This is a genomic window from Vibrio sp. 10N.247.310.17 (assembly GCF_041466605.1).
Classification (GTDB): Bacteria; Pseudomonadota; Gammaproteobacteria; order Enterobacterales; family Vibrionaceae; genus Vibrio; species Vibrio tasmaniensis_A.
In genome coordinates this window covers 1-14,265 of record NZ_JBFSTC010000116.1, presented here as the reverse complement: position 1 = coordinate 14,265, position 14,265 = coordinate 1, and the positions used below count along the sequence as shown (strand labels likewise).

General features: G+C 44.4%; 15 protein-coding genes and 1 riboswitch. Of the genes, 1 reads left to right on the top strand and 14 read right to left on the bottom strand.

The annotated features are described in order from the left end of the window. Positions 1-176: 176 nt before the first annotated feature. The 10 genes from thiM to AB6D80_RS22260 all read right to left on the bottom strand — a co-directional run bounded on the left by thiM (position 177) and on the right by AB6D80_RS22260 (position 9,013). On the bottom strand, positions 177-962 hold the full coding sequence (gene thiM / locus AB6D80_RS22305) for a hydroxyethylthiazole kinase (RefSeq protein WP_372189643.1): 786 nt from the start codon (positions 960-962) through the stop codon (positions 177-179). A 70-nt stretch (positions 963-1,032) separates the two neighbouring features. Continuing rightward, positions 1,033-1,701, bottom strand: coding sequence for a thiaminase II (tenA, locus tag AB6D80_RS22300; protein WP_009844836.1), 669 nt, complete (start codon positions 1,699-1,701; stop codon positions 1,033-1,035). 8 nt (positions 1,702-1,709) lie between these two features. Further along, on the bottom strand, positions 1,710-2,666 hold the full coding sequence (locus tag AB6D80_RS22295) for an ABC transporter substrate-binding protein (protein WP_017067315.1): 957 nt from the start codon (positions 2,664-2,666) through the stop codon (positions 1,710-1,712). 118 nt (positions 2,667-2,784) lie between these two features. After that, positions 2,785-3,600 (bottom strand): ABC transporter permease, encoded by an 816-nt coding sequence (locus AB6D80_RS22290; RefSeq protein ID WP_017096378.1) that lies wholly within the window; start codon positions 3,598-3,600, stop codon positions 2,785-2,787. Then, on the bottom strand, positions 3,593-4,351 hold the full coding sequence (locus AB6D80_RS22285; protein ID WP_372189641.1) for an ABC transporter ATP-binding protein: 759 nt from the start codon (positions 4,349-4,351) through the stop codon (positions 3,593-3,595). Before AB6D80_RS22285 ends, AB6D80_RS22290 begins: the two co-directional genes overlap by 8 nt. Beyond that, positions 4,341-5,249, bottom strand: a complete 909-nt coding sequence (gene thiD, locus AB6D80_RS22280) for a bifunctional hydroxymethylpyrimidine kinase/phosphomethylpyrimidine kinase (protein WP_122047465.1) — start codon at positions 5,247-5,249, stop codon at positions 4,341-4,343. Before thiD ends, AB6D80_RS22285 begins: the two co-directional genes overlap by 11 nt. Before the next feature lie 96 nt (positions 5,250-5,345). Next, positions 5,346-5,457, bottom strand: a riboswitch (TPP riboswitch). A gap of 98 nt (positions 5,458-5,555) precedes the next feature. Continuing rightward, positions 5,556-6,473, bottom strand: coding sequence for a DMT family transporter (locus AB6D80_RS22275; protein ID WP_372189639.1), 918 nt, complete (start codon positions 6,471-6,473; stop codon positions 5,556-5,558). An 85-nt stretch (positions 6,474-6,558) separates the two neighbouring features. Continuing rightward, the gene (locus AB6D80_RS22270; protein WP_372189637.1) at positions 6,559-7,287 is read right to left on the bottom strand and encodes a helix-turn-helix domain-containing protein; all 729 of its coding nucleotides are present in this window, start codon (positions 7,285-7,287) and stop codon (positions 6,559-6,561) included. 247 nt (positions 7,288-7,534) lie between these two features. Next, on the bottom strand, positions 7,535-7,786 hold the full coding sequence (locus AB6D80_RS22265; RefSeq protein ID WP_372189635.1) for a DUF2999 family protein: 252 nt from the start codon (positions 7,784-7,786) through the stop codon (positions 7,535-7,537). Between the two features lie 129 nt (positions 7,787-7,915). Further along, the gene (locus AB6D80_RS22260) at positions 7,916-9,013 is read right to left on the bottom strand and encodes a YdcF family protein (protein ID WP_017077471.1); all 1,098 of its coding nucleotides are present in this window, start codon (positions 9,011-9,013) and stop codon (positions 7,916-7,918) included. Between the two features lie 507 nt (positions 9,014-9,520). Between AB6D80_RS22260 and AB6D80_RS22255 the strand changes: the two genes are divergently transcribed. Continuing rightward, the gene (locus tag AB6D80_RS22255; protein ID WP_372189633.1) at positions 9,521-10,195 is read left to right on the top strand and encodes a glutathione S-transferase family protein; all 675 of its coding nucleotides are present in this window, start codon (positions 9,521-9,523) and stop codon (positions 10,193-10,195) included. Positions 10,196-10,448: 253 nt separating this feature from the next. Here AB6D80_RS22255 and qatD read toward each other — a convergent pair whose 3' ends face one another. The 4 genes from qatD to AB6D80_RS22235 all read right to left on the bottom strand — a co-directional run bounded on the left by qatD (position 10,449) and on the right by AB6D80_RS22235 (position 14,167). Beyond that, positions 10,449-11,174 carry a Qat anti-phage system TatD family nuclease QatD gene (qatD, locus tag AB6D80_RS22250; RefSeq protein WP_372189631.1) on the bottom strand — a complete coding sequence of 242 codons (726 nt, stop codon included), beginning with the start codon at positions 11,172-11,174 and terminating at the stop codon, positions 10,449-10,451. Further along, entirely contained in the window at positions 11,174-12,505 is a 1,332-nt protein-coding gene (qatC, locus tag AB6D80_RS22245) for a Qat anti-phage system QueC-like protein QatC (protein ID WP_372189629.1), read from the bottom strand. The genes qatD and qatC overlap by 1 nt, the downstream gene beginning before the upstream one ends. Beyond that, entirely contained in the window at positions 12,498-13,262 is a 765-nt protein-coding gene (locus tag AB6D80_RS22240) for a hypothetical protein (RefSeq protein WP_372189628.1), read from the bottom strand. Before AB6D80_RS22240 ends, qatC begins: the two co-directional genes overlap by 8 nt. Positions 13,263-13,339: 77 nt before the next feature. Continuing rightward, a complete protein-coding gene (locus AB6D80_RS22235; protein ID WP_372189626.1) occupies positions 13,340-14,167 on the bottom strand; it encodes a hypothetical protein in 828 nt (275 codons plus the stop codon). Positions 14,168-14,265: the final 98 nt, after the last annotated feature.

Below are 14,265 nucleotides of genomic sequence, written 5' to 3'. Positions count from 1 at the left end.
ATCGAGATACAGACTACTTCTTCTTGAAGATAAAAGCGGCTTTCCCCGGAAAGCCACGATGAACCAATAAAAAGCCCCCGACACATAAGTGTCGGGGGCTTTCTTTTAGTTAAGAGCTTTAAGTTAAAAGCTATTAACTTAGAACGATCAGTTTTGAGTTTAGAACTAGATTAAGCCTACTGAACCTTTAAACGTTGAATCAGTGTCTCTTCATCGAGTTGATACAGCTCATCGAGTAAGTTCATCTGCAAGCTACCTGGGCCACGTGAGTTTTCCGCCGCGATTTCGCCAACCACACCCAATACCGCTGCAGCAGCCAAACCACTGTCATCACCGACAGCCGCGAAAGCACCCGTCAGCGCTGTTAGCGTACAACCCATGCCCGTCACATACGGCATCATTGGGTGACCATTGTTTAACGTCACAACGCTGTTCTTAGTGACAACGTAACCTGTCTCACCGGAAATAACCACATTCGCACCGTATTCAGCCACTAAGCATTGCGCTGCGCCTAATGCTGCATCACTGCTATCTAGCGCATCAACACCTTTGCTCTGCGCTTGCTCGCCCGCTAACGCGATAATCTCAGACGCGTTACCACGAATGATCAATTTATCCGCTAAACGTGCAATTTCACGAGAAGTCTCGGTACGCAGCGTACTAGCACCGCAACCCACAGGGTCAAGAACCACAACCTTGTTGTTCGCGTTCGCTTGCTCAACAGCAAAACACATTCTCGGCGTCCAAACACTGTCGAGCGTGCCAATGTTAATCACCAAAGCGCCAGAAAATGACATCATCTCTGCCAGCTCTTGCTGTGAGTGCGCCATAATAGGCGAAGCACCAATCGCCAATAACGCATTGGCCGTATTGTTCATCACGACGTAGTTGGTGATGTTCACAACCAGTGGTTTTTGCTCTCGTACTGCTCGCAACGATTGGATGATTTGTTCAGTTAGCATGGGTAAATCCTTATTCGAGAAAGTCGTTTTAAGCCGCTGCAGGTTGGCTAGCGACAAGGTTTAGCCGTGATTAGTCATTAAGAGCGTTCAGCCCTTGCTGCCAAAAAGCCACTTCCATACGCGTTGCGGTTTTAAAGATATGAACGATGTTTTGACCGCGCTCGCTGTTGATATCAATTTCAGCAAGCAGTTGATTGAAGTATTCTGCGCCCGTTGCCACGCCAGACTGGAACTCTTCACCACCATACAGTTGCAGCCAGCTCGCGTATGGATTGCCTTCTAAAACAGTATCGCTGCTTTCTAATAACGCTTTACCGATCACAGCGTAACCAATGGAACACGGAGCCAGTGCCGCATATAAGTCGACAAGATCACCCGTCATACCCGCATCTAGAACGTAGCGCGTGTAAGCCACTGTGCCGAAATCTTCAGGTTCGTTTTCTAAATCCGATTCGGTTAAACCCCACTGACCACAGTAAGTCACATGGTGTGAAATTTCAGAATCTAGCAGAGCATGAACACTTGGCAGAGCACGACGCATATCTGCCAAGGTTTTCGCCTTGTAAATCGCCAATGCATAAGCGCGAGCATACTGCTTCAAAAACAGAAAATCTTGCTTCAAGTAATGCAGAAAACACGGCTGAGCCAGAGTGCCGTTTGCCAGCGTTTTAACAAAATCATGCTCGGTGTAGTCTTGCCAATCTTGCTGACAGGCTTGGATTAAGTCTTGGTATTTCATGAGATTCCTTAGTCAAAAGTCGGTACGTAATCAGCGGCTTTTGGTAGTGATTTGATGATGCCTTTGTCGAACATAAACTGTGCGTAATCGTCGTAACGCTTCATATCCACTGCAGAAGGGCGAAGTGCGAAACGAGTCAGCGTGTCGTTCCATGCGCGTTGGTTAAGTTCGTTGTTCAACGTATCTGGTGAATACGCAACAAACTCGCTCCATGACTCTTGTGGGTGGTTCACAATGTAAGTTGTTGCTTGCTCTAATGCTTTGTTGAACGCTTTGATCGCTTCATCATCGTGCTGCTTTGCGTTCGCCACAAAGATCAGCTCATCGTAAGCTGGCACACCGTGTTCTTCTGGGAAAAACGCTTTTGCTTTAAAACCTTCAAGTGCTAACTGGTTGGTTTCGAAGTTACGTAAGCCACCCCAAATTGCGTCTACCTTGCCTGATGCCAATGAAGACGACAGTGCCCAACCGACATTGATGGTTTGCACGTCTGTAAACGCAACATTTTCTTGAGCTAGCATGGTGCCGATGGTCGCTTCTTCGTTACCCGCAATCGCAATACCGATCTTTTTGCCTTTCAGATCCGCTAGTGAATCGTTCTTGCCATTATCCAAAACCATCAACGTATTCAGTGGCGTTGCGATAAGAGTAGATGCACGAACGAGAGGCAAACCTGCCGCTACATCCATGGTTAAACTTGGTTGGTAAGTTACCGCTAAATCGACCTTACCTGCTGCGACCAATTTTGCTGGCGTGCTTGGGTCTGCTGGCTCTTGGATTTCAACCTCTAGGCCTTGATCAGCAAAGTAACCACGCTCTTGAGCAATCACAATTGGGCCGTGGTTCGGGTTCACAAACCAATCCAACATCAGTGTCAGTTTCTTTTGTTCAGAATCCGCTAATGCGTGACCTGAAACTAGTGAAGCAAGTAGTGCCACTGCACCTACCAATTTGGTATTTTTCATAGTTAACCTTTCCTTTTGAATATTATTATTGTGTGTATCGAGCTAATTTTTAACGAAGTTTTGTTTAGATAAATAGCGTGAGCGAAGCTTTATTAAACAAGTGTTATTGAGCGAACCATCACTGGTTCTCCCAAGGGATAGCTTTTTTGAGTAATTTGTCTGTGATGAAGTAGAGCGAGATAGACAGCACCGCCAAGATGAACAAGGCTGCAAACATCTCATCAATGATCATGCGTGCGTTCGCTTGCAGCATTAGGTAACCCAGCCCTTCACTCGAACCCACCCACTCGCCGACAACCGCACCAATTGGGGCAATCACCACAGCGACACGAATACCAGACGCCAGTGTTGGTAGTGCCGCCGGCAATTGGATATAACGGAGCAATTGCCACTTCGATGCACCCATGGTCTTAGCAAGATCAAGATAACCAGTCGGTGTATTTCGCAGACCGTCGTAACAACAAGTGGTCACGGGGAAGAAGATAATGATCGCCGCCATGACGACCTTTGATGCGATGCCATAACCCAGCCACAGCATCAATACTGGCGCAATCGCAAACACAGGGATGGCTTGGCTAGCAATTAAGATAGGCAACAACCAGCGTTTCAGCGGTTCGAACATCAACATCTGTAGGGCGAAAAACAGCCCCATGGATAAACCGAGCAATAGACCAAGTAAGATCTCCTGCGCAGTCACCCAAGTGTGTTTGAGTAGCACATCGTAACGTTCAATAAGTTTTAAAAAGACTTCTGCAGGCGCTGGCAGAATGAAGCTAGGCATCTCAAAGATAACCACCACCATTTGCCATAAACCGAGAATCACAGCACTGCTGATAAGCAAACGCATAACGGGATTCATCTGACGAGGGCGTGTAGTGGTAGTCTGTACGTTAGCTGAACGCGCCACAGCTTCGCTTCGCGTTAGATCATTCATAATCACGCTCCAACTGATCTAAGATCGCTTGTTGTAACTCAGCACATTCACCGTCTAACACTCTTGGTGTCGCTGTATTAGGCACAGACAGTGACTGTGCACTCGCCGGAGTGCCTTGCAACACATACAAGTTATCCGCCAAACGCACCGCTTCTTGTGGATCATGAGTAATCAACACAACGGTTTTATCTCTTAACAATTCACAAGCTAAGCTCTGTAACTTGTGTCTTGTTACCGCATCCAGCGCAGAGAAAGGCTCGTCCATCAACACGACTGGCTTGTCTTGCATTAAGGTGCGAGCCAAAGCAACACGTTGACGCATACCTCCAGACAATTGATCTGGCATAGTAGACGCGTGATCAGCCAAACCAACCGCAGCTAATAACTCTAGTGCTTGATTGGTTTGAAGTGCTTTATCAGAAGCTGGATTTTGAAAGCGATGACTCAGGCATACATTGTCGATAACCGACAGCCATGGCAGTAACAAATCCTGCTGCGCCATGTAAGCGATGCGGTCCGTTAAAGACAATTCATCAGAGGTTGCCAATGTGCCCTGCCACTCTACCTTGTCGTCCAACAAGCCTGCCAGATAACGTAATACCGTGGTTTTCCCGCAGCCACTTCTACCCAACAATACCGTCCACTTACCTGCGTTTAAGCTAAGCGACAACCCAGACAAGGTCGCGTGCTCACTGTCGTTATAACGTAAGGAAGCATTGCTGAGTTGAACGCCAATCGTATTAACGGACATTACCGTGTCCAGCGAAGAAGTGATTTACCGGGCCATGACCTTGACCAACTTGCAACTCATCAGCATGAGCAATCGCGCGAGAAATGTATTGTTTGCCTAGGTCAACAGCTTCTGCCAGCGTGTTGCCCTGAGCCAAGAAAGAAGCAATGGCAGATGAAAGCGTACAGCCCGTGCCGTGGGTGTTTTTAGTCGGGAAACGCTTCGCGCTAATCAATGCAGACGTCGTCGGGAGAATCAGTAGATCGTTACTGTTTTCATCTTTCTCTAAATGACCGCCTTTGAGAAGAACGGCTTTAGCACCTAGTGCGCGTAAGTCTTCAATCATGCCCTGCATTTCGGCTTCGCTTTCAGGTACCGGCTTGCCTGTTAATGCTGCGCCTTCAGGTAAATTAGGGGTAATGATATCTGCCAGCGGAATCAGTTCTTGCTTTAGAGTCGTAATAGCAGAGTTTTCTAAGAGAAGGTCACCACTTGTCGCGACCATGACAGGGTCAATCACAAGATGCTTAGGTTGGTACTGCTTAATTTTGTCTGCAACGACTTTGATGATTTGCGAATCGGCCAACATGCCGACTTTTACGGCCACGATATTGAGATCAGTGAAAACCGCATCTAACTGACTGGCAACATGGTCGAGTGGAATAGGGAAAATGGCGGAAACGCCTTGGGTGTTCTGAGAAGTGATCGCGGTAATTACCGAACAAGCAAAACTACCTGTAGCAGACATAGCTTTAATATCAGCTTGGATGCCTGCACCGCCGCCACTGTCAGAACCTGCGATGGTTAAAACAATCGGAGTATTCGTGCGAATCGTATCTTCAGCAGAGTGCTGCTGTGTTGAGGATTTTGGAGTTGAGGCTTTTGGCGTTAAATCTTTTGAAATAGAACTGTGTGTCATTGTCGCTCCTACTATCTTACAAGACGCAGGAGAACGAACACTGATCGAAGGAGAAGTCGCATTAGGCTCATGAAAGCTTTCATGGGTGCAGACGTAGATCGAGTGCTTATAGTTCCCTACGCCAGTGTTAACTGAATCAGGTTCAACGGGTCTCGACTAACGATCTCAGCAAACACCAAATAAGGTATATGCCCCCCGACTATTGATAGCGATAATAACAGCACTCTTAAAACTGAGATACTCATTTTATTCAATTATACTAATTACGCATGAATAAATTTCAATTAGGCTCTATAAAACAAATACTTATAACGTTCCTTTAGATGGATTCGACTGTATAAACAAGCACAACACAATCAGAGACATACCTAACCAGCCTATAAAAGGAATCAGCTCACCGACAACACAGACGGCAAGCACCGCTGCGACTACTGGTTCAAACAAGGTCAGCAGATTGGCACTGCTCGCGGTCACGTGGCGTAAACCAAAACTGAACGCGATATAGCCCAAGCATTGTGGAATTAACGTCAGATAACTGATGACGAATACGTTGGTCTGTGAGGAAAACAGGTTATCACCAGTAAACCAGAGCGTTGGCAGCAACAGCATTGCACCGAGGCCAAAAATACTGCCCATCGCCGCTTGTGACTTAATCCCTTTATCGATCAGTGCTTTGGTCGCCCAAGAATAAATGGCGTAACACAACCCAGCGACCAGACCTAAGCCAATACCTAACAGCTTGAGATCATCACCGGATTCATTCGCCGATGAAGATTCTGAAAACACCAACAGCCCAATACCTACCACACCAACCGCAAAGCTAGTAAGCCAACGTTTGTTGATATTATTCTTTTTGCTAATAAGACACTCTAACAGTGCAGAAAAGAAAGGTGCGGTAGCAATCGAAACCACGGTACCGATCGCCACGCCTGATAATTTCATTGAAGAATAGAAAGCTAAAGGATAGACCGCTAAAGCCAAAGCACTCACTGTCAACAGCTTCTTGTTCTGCATAAGTTTGTCGAAAGCGAATAGGATTTGTCGATACGCCAAGCCCGCTTGCATTAGACCACCGACACCCATAGAGAAAGCACCAATTGCTAATGGGCTTAGATCAGGAGCAAAACTTGCGGCGGTGCCTGTCGTGCCCCATAAAATAGAAGCAAACAAGATGGCTAAAGTGCCCGTTTGGAATTCGTTAACGCGATTGATGGCAAGATTCATTTCTATTACCCAATTTTCAGTTCTGAAATAGATAATAGTGAAGATTGATAAAAGTTAGTTTGCCGAAAGGACGCTATTGTTGTTTCTAAAGACTCTCTTTCATTGAGCCTAGAAACGCCCTTGGAGACATCCCAAAGTGCTGAGAGAAGCGACGACTGAAAGCAGAAACATCACTATAACCCACGTTTTCAGCAATCAATTGAACCGGTAAATCGGTATGGGTTAACAGGGCTTGAGCTTTCTCCATACGATAGCGAGTGATGTATTTAAGCGCACTGATACCCAAGCACTCTTTGAAGCGTTTTTTGAATTGAGTGGGACTCAAACAGGCCGTTTCTGCAAGTTGTGGAATAGAGAGAGGTTGGGCGTAATTATCCGCTATCAATCTTTGTACCGCACGGATTCTTGGGTCGATGCTCTTGCTAACTTGTTGTTGCTCTAACAGCAGTGAAAACACATCTAAAACTGATGATTCAATGCCACTATCGACCTGATATTCCAGCTGCTTCTCAACAAACAGCAAGAAGCTCATCAAAGGTGGTGTGATCGTAAAAACCGAGAGCTCATACTCTAACAAGTGCTGCGGCAACTCCGCCATATCCGCGACAATAAACCGCGCGGCTTCATCCGCCTTAAACGCATGTGCTGTGGTTACCGGAATCACCACACATTCGCCCACGGCCACTTTGCCAACATACCCCACCATTTCGATATTAATACTGCCTTGGATCGGCAAAACCAATTGATGATGGTCATCATGAGCATGGGTATTAAATTGCTTGGTGTAAGATCGAATGCTTAAGCTAGATTTCATGAGCAACGCCGGAGTACAGTTTATTGAAACATGAGTGTTAAAACGAAATTACATGATTTAAGCGAGGGAGTCACATCGGTCTAGTGTTTTTGTCGTCTCCCCTGTCGAGCCTGTTCTGAGTCGGATCAAAAAAGCCGTTTAAGTATTGATACTCAAACGGCTTTTTATTGGAGTCTAATTCGCGATCTCAAGAACAGTTAACCGAATCGGCTATCACTCCCTAAGAAAATCGCTCATTCACACTCTACTATTTTTGAAGTTGCTCTTTAGCGGCTTCAACCTTAGAAAAATCTAGGCCAAGCTCTTCAACTGCTTCTTTGATTAGCGCAGGGTTTTGCATTACCTGACCCATCAGCATTTGAAGCTTATCTTGTGGTAAACCAAGTTGGCTGATTGTCGCCATTGCTGCAAGAGGGTTCTCGGTCAACGTTTTGAATAGCTCGCTGGTCTGCTCGTCGCTAATATTGTTCTCTTTCAACATTGCTAAAATCGGGTTCATTTTTTTGCCTTTGAAACACTAAATTAAGTAGGAGCACAGCATACCATCTAGCTGTGCTCGATTGTACTAGCAAGTGACGCTTTGGTTTAACGCGAGCTGCGCTTTCTCAAACCCAAATAATGCTTGGGCTTAACGAGATTCCAGTGGGTAAGAGCGGTAGCTCCACATGCCATACGTTCTAAGAGCATCACGGTAGATGCCTAGAAGCTCACCACTGCTCGCTTTCTTAAGATCTTCTAGCGGCTTGTCTGGGTAAGAAACCGTATCGAAGGTAATGCCCTGAGGACCCGTTTGCCAGCTAGCGATTTCAAACAGAGTTTGACCACGACGAACATGGCTTGCCGAACTAATAATGGTCGCATGTTTAATATCATGACGAGCAAGCGCATAGCTACTGAACAAGGCATTACCTACCGTGCTGGTCGCGTAGTTCTCTTCAATGATGCGGTCTTTGCTTACCCCTTTTGAGATAAGCCAATCCGCCATTAACTTACCTTCTGTCTTATGGTTCTTAGGCACGCCGCCGGTTAACACGATCATCGCGTCTGGGTTAGCTTTCGACATTGCTAATGTCGTTTCAAGACGTTCAATCAAGATCTCATGCATAGAACCATCAGGGTTAAGCGCGTAGCCCAAAGTGACGATGGCACCGTGGTCGCTCAACAGTCCCTTATCTGCAGACTCTTTAAGAGGAGTTTCTAACACGCGGTCGACCGTAGCAAAGATACGTTTGATGTCTTCTGCTTTGCCTTTATTCAGGCTTTCCAGCTTCTCCATGTGCTTATTCGATTCACTTTCATTGCCTTCAAATCGCTGCCAAACCGCTAGATACGCATGAAGGTCGACATCGTCTGGCGCAACCGTAAGTGCTTGTTCAAACAACTCAATAGCGCGCTCTGCGTTCTTGTTGTAGATCTGAGCGTTCGCTGCCGAGATCAACAAGTCAGTACGGTAAGGTTCTAGCTGGTACGCTTCTAACAATCGGTTAGTCACAATTTCCATGTTGCTTGGCATTTTAGCCGTGAAGCCCGCGTGTGAAATTCTTGCCGGAGACTTAAACGCCTGCAACGCATCAAGAAGTAATTGGTCGACAACTTGTCGCTTAGTCACCAACTGCGCGTAATCCGCTGAAGCCTGTACTGCGCCATCGTTAGCAGCAAAAGAATAAGGTGTTGCGCCAAAAGCGAGCATGCCACCAAGAGCGAGGGCGATAATGTTCTTTTTCATGGAAAGATCCTGTGTCGTTAAGTGTTCACATCAGATTTGCTCACCAATGTAAGTCCCTAAGATTAAAAAACTGTGAACCACACCAGAATCTCCGAGGTTAATATTCATTTGTTGCATAAGGTGTGGCAACAGATCACGATTTTGAACTTACCAATAAGCCTGAGTATCGAGATAATTTTGGTTTAAAGGGAAATTCATCGGTAATTTTGGAATATCTAACTGAGGATTACATACGCCCTATTCCGCAGAAACCACCCATAACAAAGCCAAACTCCACATAAAACGACGAATCAAAAACGCTGCTTTAAGCTGATTTAAGCTCCTTTTTTCAGCAACTTAAAATCCAGCACACTGAATTGTTCGATGCTAATTCTCCCCCCTGATAACGAAGTTCTAAACGTATGGCTTCTAAATACGAATCGACGTATTTTCAAACAATTTGAAATCAATTATTGAACGACCGTTCAAGTGGTGCTTTAATGAATTACCAATACAAGGAGTTACCCCATGCTTAAGTTTTATTTTCACCAAACACCCAACCCAATGAAGATCGCTCTGTTTCTAGAAGAGACAGGCCTAGATTTTGAACTTGTTCCTGTCGATACCTTAAAAGGCGAGCAACACACGCCGGAATATCGTTTGATTAACCCGAACGGTAAAACACCAGCCATTGAAGACGATGGGCAACGCGTGTTCGATTCCAACGCCATCCTTCTGTACCTATCAGAGAAAACTGGCAAGCTTGGTGGACAACCAGAAGACAGAGCCGAACTGCTCTCTTGGATGATGTTTATTGCGAGCGGCCTTGGCCCTTATTCAGGTCAATCGGTACACTTCCGTCATGCTGCACCAGCAGGCCTAGACTACGCTGTGAACCGTTACCTACGCGAAGCACAACGTCACTACGAAGTGTTAGAAAAGCATATGGAAGGTCGTGAGTTCTTCGTCGGAAATGAGTACACCATCGTCGATGTCGCGGCATGGGGTTGGGTTGATAAAGCACCTTTCGTGCTTGGTGAAGAAGGCTTAGAACCTTACCCGAACTTGAAGCGTTGGTTTAACGCCATCAACACTCGCCCAGCCGCCCTGCGCGCTCGCGAAATCGGCAAAGACGTTGAATTTAAAACTGAACGTGATGAAGAAGCGAAACGAGCACTGTTTCCTTCGAATTATGCGAGGTAGAAAAATGGAAAGTTAAAGTTCTGCTGAGTGATAGCTAAAATCCAAACATAAAGAGCCGCTAAAAAGCGACTCTTTATGTTCAAATCATATTGAAAAGTGACTATTTGATAATCTTTTTGTGGATTGATACTAAGATTCAGTATTCGTAATTATCCACTTATCTAAAACACATTTCTGGACATAAACGAGTTTGAGTCAGCTATCACATTGTGTCTTCGGATAAGCTGAATTAAGTAAAACCAAGTAAGCGAGCCTAACTAACAAGGCCTTTCAAATTAGCTTTGAGTATACCTCTTACTTCATCAGGAGAAATACCCCACACCTCTGCCAAATACGGAATAACACTGGCCGCATCGGATGGATATAGAATTTTTCCTTTCACCTTGGCAAATGGACCATCTGTTTCCAATAAAATTCGATCTCTTGGTAGCCAAGAAATGACATTCTTCGCTCTTATCGAGAACAACATGGCTGGTCCTATAGAAAAATAACAACCAAGATCGATTGCTTTCAATGCTTGTCTTTTTGTTGCAAGAAACCAATGAAGAATAGGAGTGCCCGCTTTGGGGTGCTCTCTTAAGCATTCTAAAACTGCGTCAACTGCATTTAGGCTATGAATAGTTAATATTTTATCTTTTTGAGATTCACACTTTTGAAGAATATGATTAAAAACAATCAACTGGTCGTCAAAATGTTCTTTATAGCCCTTTGAACCATCAAGTCCAATCTCTCCAATATACCGTGTTTCTTCTATCAATGTATCAAACAGGGCAAGCTCGTTTTTTCTCTGATGAGCTAACTGGGGATGCAATCCAAGTGCCGTCCGACAGTTTTTAATATCACGCGTTAAATTAACAGTACCTTTGAAAGCCGAAGGTACTGTCGTAACGGATAATAGATAGCAACCAGTATCACTGATGTCTTTTAAAACCATGTCATAATCGGGGTAAAGATCGACATGGCAATGCATATCCATCATTATATTTTATTCGTCTCAAGAAACGTTTCCACTTCTTTGAGTCCACGTCTAATTGTAGACTCTAATTTTTCTCTTGTAGTTTGTTCATTCGGTAACGAGCCACTTTGTCTAATCCATCCCTTGTAGTCTTGAGATTTATTAAGCCTAATAATTGCAGTCTGCACCGCATGCAAATCATCTCTAGTATCTTTATCGTTATGAACAAATTTTAAGTTCTTACTGACGTATGGTGCATCTTGTGTGAACCCCGCATGATAGACAGATGAACGTCTAATTAAGCAAGGAACACAATGACCACACTGCATATGTTTTCGATGCCAATGACTACAGGACACGCTCAACGGAATGGCCTTAGCAATTGCAACTTGATCAACACATTCCTCTAACATTTCACCCTTTGTTTGAAATTGGTATGGGTTAACAAATGTCACGTTAAATCCAGCATCTTTTAAGAGTTCTTCAAGACGATTCAAGAAATATGGGTGAGTAGTCCGTGTACGGTGGCTGCCAATTCGTCGCCTTGTGAGTGGTGGGTTGATTGAAATATACCCATTCTCGGGAACAATAATTGTAGAAATACTACTATCTTCGTTAGCATTTCTCAGAGCAGAAATCCCCAACACAGCCATAGCTAAAAAGTTAAAGCTTCTTCCACGCATCGTGACATCAGTTTTACCTTTCAATCCAGCCATTAAACTAGGTGAAATGCTATAAGAAAGCTCACCATACTTAGACTTTAAAAGCCTCTTGATGTTCTCTTGTTTAACACCATCTCCACGGTAAGCATGACTAAGCAAAAGCGGTTTATAATTGGATTTACCATTTAGTATATCTATTGCGCCAACAGCACTATCTAACCCACCAGAGAAAAGACAAACTGAGTTTAGTCCTTTGAAGCTATTCAACCTTGCTTTTGATTTATTACTAACAATAGGTTTAGGCACCTCAAGCAAAGTTTTCGTAAACGTAAACTTCCACTGGTCACCAGTTAAGAAGCTCAAGATAGAACTAAGACGCTCCGATAAATTTCCCCATAATTTTTCGTTAATAACCGGAATATGCAAGTGCATAACCCTTGACCACGCATCTGCCGCATTACCTCGAAGTTCAAATGTCTCAGCAGCAGTAACGGCACTAGCTATGGTTATCAAATCTAAAGTATCCGCATCAATACTAACCCCAAGCTCACGTACTTTCTTTAGTAAGCTGCCCGAAGCTCTACTGTGCTTAGAGCTATCGTGTGGGTGCGTACCGAAGAGTTGCACTGGGTGGCAAGTCTCGGAATACTCAGGAAGCAAAGAAGGATTATGGTTAAAATAGAAATTAATCATTAAAAGACTCCCATTCATCTACAGTCTGCGATATCGCGTCAATTTGAATTTTAGTGATATTAGCCTGCGATAAATGCCCTACATTATCACTCGTGATCTTTTCTACTTTAGATTGAGTTATCACTTTTATTAGATCCCTTAATTCTTCTTCCATTTTGTGGTGTTTACTAGCGTGTTCAGCATGGAACCAAGCCTTGCCCATTCCATCCACAACATCCTGAAAAATCAGATCAGTTAAATAGCAAGATATAGCTTCTGTTACCACATCATCTGTAAACATGGACTCATCAAACTTTTCTTCATCAGGCAATACTTCCGCTAATGCAAAATCTATTGCTAAACGCACAGATTCAGCATCACCGTTATCAGGTGTTAGATGATCGCTAATACGATCTATAGCTTGGTCAGTAGTTAATCCATTTAACTCAGATAGAGAAAGGGTTCTATCGTTATACTTAACGCTGTCACCTTGCATCATCCCCAATAGACCGGAGCCAGCAGTGATACCGCTCGCTAGCCTGCGGCTCACTCCAGAACCTCCACCGGAGCTCCTAGAGTATTTCTTAAGAGAGCCTCTCAAATTAGAGCTGTCACTTCCTGACTTTGCGTAATCCCCAAATGCCCTTCTTGCCCCTGTCAGTCGATTTGGTGACGGAATATTAGGAACTGAGCCCGGAATCTGCTCTTGTACTTTTCCATTATCAACTTCCTGTGGTGGTACGCTAACGTCAGCTCCATTATCAGAACCAACTTCCACTGGACCGCCTTGCTCTGCCCATGGTGGTAACAACGGGCTCTTATTATTAGGTCCGGTACTTGATGCTGAAGTTCCCATTATTTAGTTGCCTCTAGTTCTTTAATCAATGATTCTAGCCATAGTTTCTTGGGAGCTTTCTTCACGAAAGCTAAAAAATTAGCCTTACACCTATCATCATGTGCTGCCAATTGCCTTGCTCCATATATTCCGGAGGTTTTTAGGCCCCATTCTTCAACTTTACGCAACTCTTCGATGAGGCTATCCATCACATATATGTACTCTTCACTAGCTGTAAGTTCAATCAGTTCAGAGCTCGCTTTACTGGATCTAGTTTTCTGTTTCAACAATCCTTCGAGCATTTTTTGTGCTGCGCCTGACATGACGCTATTAACAGAGCCCATAGGGATATTTTGTCTACTCAAGTATGCTGCCGCTGTTAGATCTACACCTGTAAACAAAGGTTTTAATCGAGCCCATTTTTCTAGGAAATGAACTTCTTTCTTCCATTCATCAGGTAGCCTTTCGACATCAAACTCTTTATCTGTTCGTTCGAGTTCTTCAATGAGTTCTGGTTTACCACTCTCTGAGTCAATGAGTTCATATAGCCTATTTGTTGCTTGAATACCCATGCAGCGTTCAAAAATCACTAGCTTAGTTATTGTTCGCTCATCTAGCTGCATACCTCTCCGATGTGCAGTTTTTTTCCTCATCTTAACTTGATTAAGTAAGCGCTTTACGATTCTTGGGTTACCGTTTATGTTCGCAGACTCTGCCAATATTGGAGCCATCTGTTCTGCTATCTTAAACTCTTCTCTAAGATCAGCGTCATCAAGCTCACACCTTTCTAGTAAATCATCTACCGAAATCTGTCCCTGTTTCCAAGAAAACCTGAGTGATTCTTCCAACCCTAGCCTCAAGCGGTCGAACTCTTTTATTGGGATACCTCTGTCTCCCTATCTGGCAGGGTAGTTGTCACTGTTAAAATTTAACCAGTTTGGGCGAT